This window comes from Luethyella okanaganae, from assembly GCF_042660285.1.
GTDB lineage: Bacteria > Actinomycetota > Actinomycetes > Actinomycetales > Microbacteriaceae > Luethyella > Luethyella okanaganae.
This window is the reverse complement of the sequence record NZ_JBHSTP010000002.1, coordinates 409,160-422,312: the sequence shown is the minus strand read 5'-3', so window position 1 is coordinate 422,312 and position 13,153 is coordinate 409,160. Positions and strand designations below refer to the sequence as shown.

General features: G+C 67.6%; 11 protein-coding genes. 5 read left to right on the top strand and 6 right to left on the bottom strand.

Annotated features, from left to right (window positions below):
• Nucleotides 1-47: 47 nt before the first annotated feature.
• From ACFQB0_RS09625 to ACFQB0_RS09615, 3 genes are read right to left on the bottom strand one after another with little or no spacing between them, the layout of a single operon-like run.
• A complete protein-coding gene (locus tag ACFQB0_RS09625; RefSeq protein ID WP_386730683.1) occupies nt 48-1,130 on the bottom strand; it encodes an ABC transporter permease in 1,083 nt (360 codons plus the stop codon).
• On the bottom strand, nt 1,127-1,900 hold the full coding sequence (locus tag ACFQB0_RS09620) for an ATP-binding cassette domain-containing protein (protein WP_386730681.1): 774 nt from the start codon (nt 1,898-1,900) through the stop codon (nt 1,127-1,129). Before ACFQB0_RS09620 ends, ACFQB0_RS09625 begins: the two co-directional genes overlap by 4 nt.
• Nucleotides 1,897-2,607, bottom strand: a complete 711-nt coding sequence (locus tag ACFQB0_RS09615; protein WP_386730678.1) for a nucleoside/nucleotide kinase family protein — start codon at nt 2,605-2,607, stop codon at nt 1,897-1,899. Before ACFQB0_RS09615 ends, ACFQB0_RS09620 begins: the two co-directional genes overlap by 4 nt.
• A 254-nt stretch (nt 2,608-2,861) precedes the next feature.
• Between ACFQB0_RS09615 and ACFQB0_RS09610 the strand changes: the two genes are divergently transcribed.
• Entirely contained in the window at nt 2,862-3,590 is a 729-nt protein-coding gene (locus ACFQB0_RS09610; protein ID WP_386730676.1) for an SDR family oxidoreductase, read from the top strand.
• A gap of 305 nt (nt 3,591-3,895) precedes the next feature.
• Here ACFQB0_RS09610 and ACFQB0_RS09605 read toward each other — a convergent pair whose 3' ends face one another.
• Entirely contained in the window at nt 3,896-6,565 is a 2,670-nt protein-coding gene (locus tag ACFQB0_RS09605; RefSeq protein ID WP_386730673.1) for an ATP-dependent DNA ligase, read from the bottom strand.
• A 389-nt stretch (nt 6,566-6,954) separates the two neighbouring features.
• Here ACFQB0_RS09605 and ACFQB0_RS09600 point away from each other — a divergent pair, with 389 nt between their 5' ends.
• The 4 genes from ACFQB0_RS09600 to ACFQB0_RS09585 are packed head-to-tail and all read left to right on the top strand — an operon-like array spanning nt 6,955 to nt 10,954.
• A complete protein-coding gene (locus ACFQB0_RS09600; RefSeq protein WP_386730670.1) occupies nt 6,955-7,989 on the top strand; it encodes an ABC transporter substrate-binding protein in 1,035 nt (344 codons plus the stop codon).
• A gap of 42 nt (nt 7,990-8,031) precedes the next feature.
• Complete coding sequence (locus ACFQB0_RS09595) at nt 8,032-8,889, top strand: ABC transporter permease (RefSeq protein WP_386730667.1); 858 nt, start codon at nt 8,032-8,034, stop codon at nt 8,887-8,889.
• On the top strand, nt 8,886-9,641 hold the full coding sequence (locus ACFQB0_RS09590; RefSeq protein ID WP_386730664.1) for an ABC transporter ATP-binding protein: 756 nt from the start codon (nt 8,886-8,888) through the stop codon (nt 9,639-9,641). The genes ACFQB0_RS09595 and ACFQB0_RS09590 overlap by 4 nt, the downstream gene beginning before the upstream one ends.
• Entirely contained in the window at nt 9,638-10,954 is a 1,317-nt protein-coding gene (locus ACFQB0_RS09585) for a hypothetical protein (RefSeq protein ID WP_386730661.1), read from the top strand. The genes ACFQB0_RS09590 and ACFQB0_RS09585 overlap by 4 nt, the downstream gene beginning before the upstream one ends.
• Nucleotides 10,955-11,026: 72 nt before the next feature.
• Here the strand turns inward: ACFQB0_RS09585 and ACFQB0_RS09580 are convergent, their stop codons facing one another.
• Together ACFQB0_RS09580 and ACFQB0_RS09575 are read right to left on the bottom strand one after the other, a co-directional pair.
• Nucleotides 11,027-11,887: an IclR family transcriptional regulator gene (locus ACFQB0_RS09580; RefSeq protein ID WP_386730658.1), complete on the bottom strand. Its 861-nt coding sequence runs from the start codon at nt 11,885-11,887 to the stop codon at nt 11,027-11,029.
• 40 nt (nt 11,888-11,927) lie between these two features.
• A complete protein-coding gene (locus ACFQB0_RS09575) occupies nt 11,928-13,151 on the bottom strand; it encodes an alpha-hydroxy acid oxidase (protein ID WP_386730656.1) in 1,224 nt (407 codons plus the stop codon).
• Nucleotides 13,152-13,153 lie beyond the last annotated feature (2 nt).

Here is a 13,153-nt window from a genome sequence, read left to right as displayed (position 1 = left end):
TCAACCGTTCTCTCTTGATTGGGATGGTGATGTGTGCCGGGCGGTGGTCAACCGCGTCGGCCTCCACTGACGAACTTGCGCCAGAGGCCTTGGGAGTTGCCGCGCATCGCCGCCGAGCGGCGCACCTGATCGACATACACGGCGGTGATCAGCACGGCACCGACGGCGACCTGCTGCCAGAAAGGCTGCACGCCCGTGATGACGAAACCGTTCTGCAGCACGGCCGGGATGAACAGGCCAACCACGGTGCCCACGATCGTGCCGACGCCACCAAACAGCGACGTGCCGCCGATGACGACCGCCGCGATCACGTTCAGGTTCGTCTGCGACTGCCCCGCGATCGCCGTCGTGCTGAACTGCGACAACGACAGGATGCCCGCCAAACCCGCCAGCGCCCCCGAGAGCGCGTAGATCTTGATGAGCTGCCCGTCCACCTTCACGCCAACGCGTCGCGTTGCGATCTCGCTCGAGCCGACGGCGAGCGTATACAGCCCGAAGCGGGTGAAGTGCAGCACGATCGCGCCGATGACGATCACGACGAGAGCGATGACCGAGATCGTGGGGATGGTGCCGAACACGTTGCCATAGCCGATCGAGGTGGTCAGCACCGACGGCACCTCACGGATATCGATACCGCCCGTGAGGATCTGTGCGAGGCCGAGAGCCATGCCCAACGACCCGAGCGTCACGATCAGGGGCGGGATCTTCGCCTTCGCGATCAGCACACCATTGACGACGCCCCAGGCAAGGCCCGAGACGATCGAGACGAGGATGCCGATCGTCGCGACACCCCACCCCTCGCCCCCGAGCGCGCGCATCGTTATCGCCGCGACGACTCCGGAGAACACCAGCACCGACCCGACCGACAGATCGATTCCCGCCGTGATGATGACATACGTCATACCGACCGCGAGGACACCCAGGATAGAAGCGTTCTGAATGATCAAACGAAAGTTCGACCACTGCGCGAACGTATCCGGAGCGATCGCGCTGAAGATCCCGACGATGACAAGCAATACCAGGAAAATCTGAAACGCCTGGGCACGCACCACACGACCCACGAAACTCGTTCGCGGCTCATCGATCGTCCCGATCGCGACGGTCTCGGTGACCGGTGACTTGACAATCACAGTCTTCCCTCCTTTGTGACAGCGCCAGTCATCAAACCCACAAGCTCCTCCATCGATGTGTCCGCCGTCCGGATATTCGCCACCCGGGTTCCCAATCGCAGCACCTGGATCCGATCCGACACCTCGATCACGTGCGGCATCGAGTGACTGATGAACACCACCGCGATCCCCTTGTCCCGCACCCGCCGAATCGTCTCGAGCACGTTCTTGGTCTGACGCACCCCCAACGCCGCCGTCGGCTCATCCAAGAACACCACCCGACTCGCCCAATGCACCGCCCGCGCGATCGCGATCGCCTGACGCTGTCCCCCCGACATCTCCCCCACCGGAGACGCCAACGACCGCACCGTCGCCCCCAACTCGTCGAACGCCCGCCGAGACTGCGCCTGCATCTCTCTCGTCCTCATGAACCCCAACGCGCCCGCCAGCCCACCTCGACGAATCTCCCGACCCAGATACATGTTCTGCACCGGATCCAAATGCGGCGCCAGCGCCAGATCCTGATACACCGTCTCGATCCCCAAGGCGCTCGCCGCAGACGGACTCGCCATGTCCACCACGGCACCATCGAACCGGACCACCCCGGAGTCCACCGCGAGATTCCCCGACAACGCCTTCACCAGGGTCGACTTTCCCGCACCGTTGTCTCCGATCAACGCCGTCACCTCACCCGGGAACACCTCGAAATCCGCGTCATTCAACGCGCGAACGTGCCCGAACTGCCGAGACAAACCCCGAGCCTCTAAAACGGGAACCTGGGCGGTGGTCATGAGAGAGCTCCTTCATCTGAGGTGAAACGGCCCGTCGGCTTCGACGGGCCGAGGATGGTCGTGACGCGAACGACCAGGGCCGCGCGATCCCTCGCGGTCTCGACGACGCGCGCGTTCGGTTCGTCGACGGTGCGCACCCACGTCACGGCCGCATCGGCCGTGTGCCCGTATGACCGACGGCGGGCGACGAGTCTCGTCTCGCGCAGCTCGGAAGCGACGTCGAGGTGCCAGCTCTCGTCGAGGTGGGCGGCGACACCCTCCCAGCCGTATCCGTCATGCAGCAGATAGTTGCCCTCGGTGATGACCAGGGGCACGGCCGCCGACACCGGGACGGCCGAGCCGATCGACTCCTCGAGTCCGCGGTCGAAGCGCGGCGCGTAGATCGTCCCAGAGGTCTGGGCCCGCAGCCGGGCCAGGAGCGCGACATAGCCATCGACGTCGAACGTGTCTGGAGCGCCTTTGCGGTCGCGACGCCCAAGGCGCTCGAGCTCGGCGTTGGCGAGATGGAAGCCGTCCATGCCCACCAGTACCGCCTGAGCGCCGAGAGCGCCGAGCAGTGCCTCGCACAGTGTCGACTTGCCCGCACCGGGAGTGCCCGTGATGCCCAGGATGCGGCGTCCCCCGGTGGTCGCCAGCTTCTGTACGCGTGCGACGAGCTGGGCTACGCTCTCGTCCACGGTCGGCGGCGTCACACGGGTCGAGGTCATCACGGCATCGGTGCCTTTCTCGTCGTCGGTTGCGGCGTCGCATCCAGCGCTGCATCGTCGAAGCAGATCGGCAGCTGCGGAACAATCGCCGATTGTGAGCAAGTTACGCTGTATATGTCACCGGTGTCAAGACGAATTTCGTCGGAGATGACACCGGTGACAAGATTGTGACCTACGTTTACCATTGTTGCGCGGCGCGTGCGGCAGCGCAACGAAACCACCCACTCCCTCGGAGTCGAACAGAGAGCGAACCCATGAACGATCTCCACGACCGTACGATTCTGGTCACCGGCGCCGGTGGCGGCATCGGCAGCGCCACCGTCCGTCATCTCGTGGCTGCGGGCGCCGACGTGCTGGCGGCCGGGCGCACCGCCGAAAGCGTGGAGGCGATCGTCGCAGAGACCGGCGCGCTGCCCGTGATCTTCGACCTCGAGTCTGAGAACAGCGTTCGCGAGGCCATCGAAGGACTCGACCTCTACGGCGTCGTCAACTGCGGCGGATGGGGTGGCGAGATCGCCACGCCGATGGACACCGACATCGCGGTGTTCGACAAGGTCATCAGTGTCAACGCCCGCGGGTCGCTGCTCGTGACGAAGTATGCGGCGCGTGAGATGATCCGCCTCGGCAATGGCGGCGCGATCGTGAACGTCTCGAGCCAGGCCAGCCTCGTCGCCCTGGCTGGTCACATCTCCTACGGGTCGTCGAAGGCGGCGCTCGACAACATCACGCGCGTCTCAGCGCTTGAGCTCGGCCCCTACGGGATCCGCGTCAACAGCGTCAACCCGACAGTCGTGATGACGCCGATGTCGGCGTGGTACTGGGGTCGCCCAGAGATCGAGGGCCCGTTCCTCGACGCGATGCCCCTGCACCGCTGGGCGACCGAGGACGACATCGCCGCGCCGATCGTGTTCCTGCTCGGCGACGGCGCCGCGATGATCTCCGGCGTCTCGCTGCCGATCGACGGCGGCTACACGAGTCGCTGAACCCTTCACTTCACGTCAGGAGTCGTGCGTTGCGGGCCAGACGATCATGCGCGGGCTCAGGCACGCATCGACGCGGCGCCTACGGTCACACCATCATCGGCTCTGCGACCAACGCCGGCTCTGCGCGTCAGTCTCGACTCGTTCCTGCGCATCGGAGATGCGGATGTGTCGGCGACCGCGCGGACAGGCCCGGCCGCGCGCGGCGATAGCCTCGATCCCTGCCACGCGCGGGTCACGGAACCAGTCGTTCCGGCAGGTGGAGCCGTCATGCTGAAACGATCGGGAACGCTCAACGCTCACCGCTTTCAAGACCCGATGATCTCGGGTTCGACCTCGTCCGGGTTCTTGTCGGGGCGCAGCCCCCGCCAGCTCGGCTGCCGAAGGATCCCCGACGTGGTCCACTCGGCGAACTCCACCTCGCCGACGAGCACGGGTCTCACCCAACGGGCATCGGCCGCCTCCAGCGCAGGCACGTCGGTGAACGGACTCGTCGCGCGGGCGATGCGGCCGAGTTCCGTGGCGAGCCGGGTGAGCTCTGCGTCGCTGAAGCCCGTACCGACGCGTCCGACGTAGCGCAGGCCGGACGCGTCGGGCAGGCCGAGCAGCAAGGAGGCGAAGGTGTCGGATCGGCGGCCTGCACCCGGACGCCATCCGCCGACGACGACCTCCTGAGTGGGGTGGTGCTTGAGCTTGATCCACGCGGAGCCACGTTTGCCCTGCTCGTAGCGCGAACCGCGGTCTTTCGCGACGACGCCCTCGAGGCCGAGCTCCCGACTGCTGCGGATAGCCGCGTCGATGCTGCCCTCGAAGGCCGGCGGCACCACGATGCGTCGCTCCGGGCCTTCGCGCACGAGCGAGGAGAGCACCGTTCGACGGTCGTCATAGGGTCGCTCGAGAAGAGGCTCGCCGTTCACGTCGAGCACGTCGAAGCAGAAGAGCTCGACGGGAACACGACGGGCCGCGGCCGCGATCTCGGCGGTGTTCGTGAGGTTCATCCGTCGCTGCAGGAGTTCGAAGCTGGGCCGTCCCGAGCGCTCGAGCGCGACGATCTCGCCGTCGAGCACGGCCGAGTCCGCCCGCACGAGCTCGTGGATACCGGCGAGCTCCGGGTAGCGGGCGGATACGTCGATGCCGTTGCGGGTGACGAGTCGCACGCGCTCTCCGTCGACCGAGACGATCGCACGAATGCCGTCCCATTTCATCTCGAACGACCATTCGGTGTCGATGTCGAGGTCATGCAGATCGCCGAGCTTCGCCATCATCGGCACGAATCGCTTCTGAGGCGTTGGCGTCGGTGCTCGCTGCTCCAGCGGGCGGAAGGATCGTCGAGCGGTCGGCTTCATCCGATGCAGCAGCCAGTTGCTCTTCTCACCATCGCCGCTCGTGCGAATGAGCGCCACGCGCACCGTTCCGCCGAGCCCGCCACCGCTCTCACCGAACAGCGTCACGATCACCTCGTCGTGCCGCCACTTCTCGAGTTCGTAGCGTCCGCGATCCCAGATGAACACCCGACCGGCACCATACTCCCCTGCCGGGATCGTGCCTTCGAAGGATCCGTACGCGAGCGGGTGGTCTTCGGTCTGCACGGCCAGATGGTTGCGGCCGGGATCGGTCGGAACGCCCTTGGGAACGGCCCAGCTCACGAGCACGCCGTCGCGTTCCAGCCGGAGGTCGTAGTGCAGGGCGCGCGCGTGGTGCTCCTGGATGACGAAGCTCGAGCCGGAGCTGACGGACGCCACCGGCGCGGTCGAGGGAGCCGGCGGCGCCGGGCCCGTCAGCGTCGAGCCCGTCGAGGTCGGCCCCGCACCGGCATCCGGCGTGCTCGCTTCGCGGAGCTCGGCAGGAACCACGGCGTCCACGGGCTCTGGCGTCCTTCCAGGATCCCGCTTGGCGTGGTAGCTGCGCAGAGGATCATGCGCGGGAGGCGTCGGATCACTCTGGGTCGGAGCGGCCGGGGTCGGAGCGGCCGGGGTCGGAGCGGCCGGGGTCGGAGCAGCCGGGGTCGAGCCGCGTGCTCGGAGCGCACCGGAGAGGGCGGGGGAGCCGGTCGGATCGGCATCCGGTATGGCGGCATCCGCACCCCCCACGAGTATCACCGCGAGCGGATCTGCACGGCTCTTCACGCGCTCGAGCACCTCGTTGAACTCGAGGTTGCGCAGCTTCGGCGACATCAGCTCCGCCCAGGTGCGCGGAGCCGCGACCGTCGGGCGCGGGCGCCCGCGCAGCGAATATGGGGTGATCGTGGTCTTCGAGGCGCTGTTCTGACTCCAATCGACGAGCACCTTGCCGCCCCGGAGACTCCTCTTCATGTCGCTCACGATGAGCTCCGGGTGATCGGCTTCGAGCGCCCGGGCGAGCTCATGTGCGACGGCCGAGACCTGATCGGAGCTCTGCCGCCCATCGAGTGCGGCATAGAGATGGATGCCCTTGCTCCCACTCGTGACCGGCATCGGGTCGAGACCCATGTCGACGAGGATGCGGCGCGCGAGCCGTGCCGCTTCCGCGCACTCCCGCAAGCCGGTGCCTTGGCCTGGATCGAAGTCGAGCACGAGCCGGTCCGGTGGGAGCTGCCTGCCCGACCGGCTGAACCGCCACTGCGGCACATGGATCTCGAGGGCCGCGATCTGGCCGAGCCACATCAGGGTGGCCAGGTCGTTCACGAGCGGGTAGGCGCTGACGTGATCGGTGTGCTGGATGTCGCGGCGGGGCACCCACGTTGGCGCCGAGTCGTCCAGACCCTTCTGGAAGAACGCCGCCCCTGGCTCGGTCGCCGTTCCGACACCGTGCACCCAACGTTTGCGCGTCGCAGGCCGGAACGCCGCATGTGGGATGAGCACAGAGGCGATGCCGCTGTAGTAGGCGAGCACCTCGCCCTTGGTCATGCCCGTCTCAGGGTAGAGCACCTTGTCGAGGTTGGAGAGCCGAAGCCGGTGCCCGTCGATGGCTACGGTCTGCGTTCCTGCCGCGTGGGCCATGACCCCATCCTTCTCCGATCGCACCTCCGCGGCTAGGCGACTGCTGAACAAGGCGTCTCCCTCAACGCCACTACCGGCGGGCGGTCAGGGCGCGCGGGCAGGCCAGATCCACCGTGAATCTGACAGAACCGTTGCGTGAGCGCGCTGCTCTGTCACTCGGCCAAGCCTTCCGCATGGTCGACCACGATGCCGGTGTCAGTGAGAGACGCCGGCCGAGGCCGCGTGGAGCGCCTCACGGGCGAAACGGGTGAAGCTTCCAGCCTTGCGCGAACTTGTCCATCGCGGCAGACATCCCCTCGAGCGGGCACAATCTGATATCCCACACAAATCGCCTGTCCAGCTGCCTCCGGCGAAATCAAACCGAAACACAGCGCTCCTACCTTGATCACATGATCACGACGCTATCCACCCACAGCACCGGGATGCCACGCCGTGCGCGCCGTCTCGCGGTCGCCGCCACCGCCGCGGCCGCACTCCTGCTCACCGGCTGCGCAGGCTCCGACTCCGGCTCCGCCGCCTCCGGCAAAGACGGCGGGCTCGTTCCCGTCTCGATGGGCATCAGCCCCTGGATCGGTTACGGCCAGTGGTACGTCGCCAAAGAGCAGGGCATCCTCGACGAGCACGGCCTCAATGTCGACATGGTGCAGCTGAACACAGACGCCGACAAGATCAGCGCGTTCGCGTCGGGCCAGGTCAACGCGACGAACCTCGCCACCCATACCGCGATGATGCTGCAGGAGGCGGGCGTCGATCTGAAGATCGTGCTCATCCAGGACTACTCCGAAGCTGCCGACGCGATGATCGCCGGACCGAGCGTCACCTCGATCGACGAGCTCGCGGGTAAGAAAATCGCCTACGAGCAGGGCGCGACAAGCGACCTGCTGCTGCACGCCGCGCTGAACGAGGCCGGTCTCACGATGGACGACATCACCCCCGTGCCGATGGCCGCTTCCGACGCCGCCGCTGCCCTGATCTCGGGACAGGTCGACGTCGCCGTCACGTACGAGCCGTACATAACCACGGCGGTGGGCGACGACCCGTCGCTGAAGTCGATCTACGACGGCTCCGACGCACCCGGGCTCATCAGTGACGCCCTGGTCGTGTCCGACGAGCTCATCAACGAGAGCCCCGAGACTGTCCAGGCCCTCGTGGACTCGTGGGGCGAGGCCGTCGACTTCTACAACTCCGACGTCGACGCTGGCCGCACCATCATGGCCGAGGCCGCCAGCGAAGACCCCGAGGCGCTCGCCAGCGCGTTCGACGGTGTGCTCTACTTCGGCAAGGCCGAGAACGCCAAGGCGTTCTCGGGAGAGTACGTCGACACGGTGCTGCCGCTTGCCGAGCGCGTGGCCACCCAGGCCGGACTCCTGACAGCGCCGGTCGATCTCAAATCCCTCTATGACAGCCAGTTCGCGACGAACTGACGCAGCACCACCGCTCCGGCGCACCGGTGAGAGAAGGTTTCCATGACGATCCACACCACCGCCGCGGACGGCCCCCTCGTCGCGACCGCTCCAGCGCCGCCGCGTCGACGACGTCGCCGCTACCGTATCGGCCAGACCATCTCGCGCTCAAGATACATCTCGATCGCGGTCATCGCCTTCGCGGGGCTCCTGGGCGCCTGGGCGCTCCTAAGCGCTCTCGGCGTCACCAATGAGCGCTTTCTGCCCTCGCCGTGGCAGGTCGCGCTCACCGGCTGGGAGCAGATCACTAACGGAGAACTCGCCGCCGACCTCGGCGCCTCGACCTATCGCATCCTCGTTGGCTTCGTGCTCGCGACGATCATGGCGGTGCCGCTCGGCGCACTCGTGGGCATCAGCATCCGCGTTGAGGCTGCCCTGCAGCCGCTTGTCGACTTCGTGCGCTACATGCCCGTCGTCGCCTTCGTCCCGCTGACGATCCTGTGGATCGGCGTGGGCGAGGAGCAGAAGTTCCTCATCATCTGGTTGGGTACCTTCTTCCAGCAGGTGCTCATGGTAGCCGACGCGGTGCGCTCGGTCCCGCGCTCCTTGATTGACGTGGGCGAGACGCTCGGACTGTCCAACGGCCGCATCCTCTCGCGCATCGTGCTGCGCGCCGCCGCACCGCGTATCTGGGACGCGTTGCGCATCACACTGGGCTGGGCGTGGACCTGGATCGTGCTGGCCGAGCTGGTCGCGGCGACCACGGGCCTCGGCTATCGCATTGTCATCGCCCAACGGTTCCTGCAGACCGATCTGATCTTCGCCTACCTGATCGTCCTCGGCTTCCTCGGTCTGATCACCGACGTGCTGATGCGTCTCGCCGGGCGTGCACTGTTCCGCTACGAAAGGATCGGCCGATGAACGGTCTTGTCCACGTCGACGCCTTGAGTAAGTCCTTCGGGGACGTGCAGGCGCTCGGTCCGATCGACCTCGATCTGCGCGGCAACGAGTTCGTCTCGGTCGTCGGCGCGTCGGGCTGCGGAAAGTCGACGCTGCTGAGCATCATCGCGGGACTCACCGACGCCACCGCCGGAGAGGTGCTCATCGCCGGCGACCCGGTCGACGGCCCCGGCCGTGATCGAGGCGTCGTCTTCCAGGGCTTCACGCTCTTCCCCTGGCTCACGGCTCTGGGCAACGTCGAGTTCGCGCTCCAAGGCGAAAAATCGTCCAAGCGTGAGCGCACAGCGCAGGCACGCGAGCACCTCGCACTCGTCGGCCTCGACGGCTTCGACGATCACTACCCGTCGCAGCTGTCGGGCGGCATGCAGCAGCGCGTCGCGATCGCGCGATCGCTGAGCTACCGCCCCCGCATCCTGCTGATGGATGAGCCGTTCGGCGCGCTTGACGCGCTGACCCGCCGTGACATGCAGGCCCTGCTGACGCACGTGTGGGAGCAGCACAAACTCACGGTGCTCATGATCACCCACGACATCGAGGAGGCGATCTTCACGTCCGACCGCGTCGTGGTGATGACGCCGCGCCCGGGACGGATACGCGCCGATCTGGCCGTGCCGCTCGAACGCCCGCGAGTGTCTGGCATGACCGAGGCACCCGAATTCCGCGAGCTATTCGCGCAGATCCTCGAGCTCGTGCACGAGAAGGCGGCAGCATGACTGCCGCACCGCTCGCCCGCATCGCACGGGACCAGTATTTGGCCGGTGACGAGGCTGCGGCGAGCCGCAGCCTCGTCGAGCTGATCAGCGACATCTCCGATCGCGAGGTGTCGGGCCTCGCGATCAACCGCGACGTCTACAGCCTCAACTCCCTCAACGGCACCGTCGCCCTCGGTGACGAGAGGTTCTTTTTCAAGTTCCACGCCGAGGAGGGCGAGGACGACACGATCCAGGAGTACTACAACGCCGAGCTGCTGCAGTCGGCTGGCTACCCTGTGGACGTGCCGGCGCTCGCCAACGGCGAGCCCGGACGGCAGATCCTGCTATACCGCCTGCGCCGCGACCCGCGGTTCTCCGACCTGTGCCGGGGGCTCGAGTACGACCGCGAGCCAGCCGACTCGCCGGCCGTCGTCGATGCGATCGCGGCTCAGCGCGACCTGGACGACCTGTCGATGTCACGCATGCGTGAGACGCTGCATGCGGCCTCGGAGGCGGAGCTCGCAGCCGAGCCGGTGAACCGCCTCTTTCGCGACCGGCTGTTCGATCCGGCAACCGATCCAGCCGGTACGATCGTCGCCGGCCGCGTCGCCCGATTCTACGAGGGCAAGGACCACCGCCTCGGCGGGTCCGACGGGGAGGTGACCCTCGACTGGGCGCGGTTCCGCGACGCGAGCTGGGTGATCAACGGGGTGGAGTACGAGCGCACTGTCGGCGAGCTGTTCGGCGATGCGCTCAACGCTCTCGTGCCCAACCGCTACGGCCCGGCGGCCGTGATCGCACACGGCGATGCGCACAACGCCAACGTGTGGTTCGAACGCGACGACGCCGGGCACGCGCACCTCACCCAGTTCGACCCGGCGTTCGCCGGTCGCCACGTCCCGGCCCTGCTCGCCGAGGTGAAGACCACGTTCCACAACGTCTTCGCCCACCCGTTCTGGCTCTACGAGCCCGCCGTCGCGACCGAGCGCTACTCCGCCTCGGCGACCTACGCCGACGGACGCTTGCACATCGTGCACGACCACGACCTGGGCGCGCCGCGCGAGGCATTCCTGACGTCGAAGGCCGACCTGGTGTGGCGGCCGCTGCTGAGCGACCTGCACGAGCGGGGCTGGCTGCCGGCCGACTGGCGGCACCTCGTGCGCTTGGCACTGTTCTGCAGCCCGACCCTCGTGCACGAACTGCGCGCCGGCGGCCCGACCGGGCACACCCCGATCAGCGCAGCGATCGGCTGGAGCGTCGCGATCGCGGCCAGCAGCGAACCGGCCTCTGGGGATGACGTATTCACCCGGCTCTTCAACGCCGTGCAGCCCTGAGACCGAGACATTCCGATATGGCCCGCTGCTCACCGGGCGGCGGGCCATCGTGGACCCCAGCCATCGTGGACCTCAGCCGTTGACGCGCCGCGGGACGAGAGCTGACGGATCCCCACGGATGCGGCGGGTGAGCTGGGCTGCGGCCTCGCGCGCCGCCTCGCCGACTCGTGCGTGTGCCTCGCCCTCGGGCAGCTGATGGCTCGGGAACGAGACCGAGAAGCTGGCGACGGGCATGCCGTTGTGATCGACCGCGGCCGCCGCGATGCACGTCACACCGTCGGTCGTGTGCCCGTCCTCGACGCTCCATCCGCGCTCGCGGTCGCGGGCGAGGAGCGCTTTCAGCTCGCGCAGCGTCTTCGGTCCACGCTCGGTACGCTGCACGAAGACACTTCGAGAGGCGTAGATGGCCGTTATCTGACTCGCCGAGTGCATGGCCAGCATCGCCCGCCCGGTCGCGGTCAGGTGCGCCGGCAGGCGAACGCCGATCTCGGTGACGAGCCCGGTCGCACGCGCAGGTTGCTCCTTGAGCAGATACAGGGTTTCGTGCCCGTAGAGGATGCCGACATGCGAGGTGAGGTTCAGAGACATCATCAGCCGGCTCAGCAGTGGGCGGGCCAGCAGTTCGAGGGGCTGGTGCCGGAGGTAGGCCGATCCGAGCTCGAACACCCCGACGGCGAGGGTATAGCCCTGCGCGTCGGGGATGTGTACCACGAGGCCCTCGTCGGTGAGCACCTGCAGAATCTGATACGTCGAGCTGCGCGGCAGGCCGAGGCCGCGTGAGATCGCGACGGCACCTACGGGTCCGGGCTTGCCTGCGAGGAAGCGGAGCACCGCGATGCCGTGGCGCAGCGCCGGCATCCGCGGCCCGATGTTCTGGTCTCGGGCATCGGCGACGGGGGTGGCCCCTGAGGCGGTTTCGTTGTCAGTGCTCATCTCGACCTCCAGCGGATCGGTTGCTCACCCGGTGAGGCGGTCAGTTCCCACCCAGCGTACGACGCTGCGCGATGAGTTGGGGCCCGCGTTCTTTCAGCGATCTGATCGACGTGGTGCCGACGAGCGCCATCGTGCGCGCGAGCTCGGCCTTTAGGATCGCCAGCACGCGCTCGACACCCTCCTGGCCGCCGGCGGCGAGGGCCCACAGGTATGGGCGGCCGATGAACGCGGCGTCCGCCCCCAGCGCGATCGCGAACGCGATATCGCCGCCGCTGCGCACCCCCGAGTCGACGAGCACAAGCGCGTCGGGTCCGATCGCCTCGCGGACGGGGGCGACGAGGTCAATCGGTGCGACAGCGCGGTCAAGCTGGCGACCGCCGTGGTTCGACAGGTGCACGCCGTCGACGCCGAGGTCGCGCACCCGCGCCGCATCCTGCGGACCAAGTGGGCCCTTCAGAAGCAGTGTTCGCGGCCACAGCGCGCGGATGCGGGCGATCTCGGCGTCATCGAGCGCGGCGTCAAACCCCGACGTGATGTCGGCGATCGATCCGCCCGGGAGGGATCCGGCGGTGTCGCTGGCCTTCACCTGGGCGAAGTCGATCGACTCGCCCGCCAGCATGCCCATCCAGTACCGCGGCTTGACAGCGATGCCGAGGATCGTGCGCGGCGTCATGCGCGGCGGGATGACGAGACCGTTGCGGCGGTCGCGGACGCGGTTGCCTGCGACCGCGGTGTCGATGGCGATCTCGAGCACCGGGGAACCGGCGTCGAGGGCGCGGCGGATGAGGTCGTCGGTGAGAGCGCGGTCGCGCATCACGTACAGCTGAGACCACGGTGCCCGGGTCGCGACCGTGACGTCTTCGATCGTCGTGGTGGCGACGGTCGAGAGCACGTAGGGCGCGGCTGCTGCTGCTGCGGCGGCTGAGACGGCGATCTCACCGGCGGGGTGGATCATGCGGGTGTAGCCGGTAGGGGCGAGCCCCACCGGCATCGACCAGTCTTCGCCGGCGAGCGAGGTCGAGGTGTCGATGGAGTCGGCCGGCACGAGCGCGGCTGGAAGCCACCGCAGCTCCTGGAAGGCGCGCTTGTTGGCGGCGACCGAGATCTCGTCGTCGGCACCGCCGTCGATGTAGTCGGAGATGCTGCGCGGCAGAGCGCGACACGCAGCCCGGTGCACGTCGGCGATGGTGTATAGGTGCGCATGCCGCCCGGCCGGGCGGCCGCGGGTGAGCCCGACGAAGTCGAGGGCCTCGGTGATCCTCATCG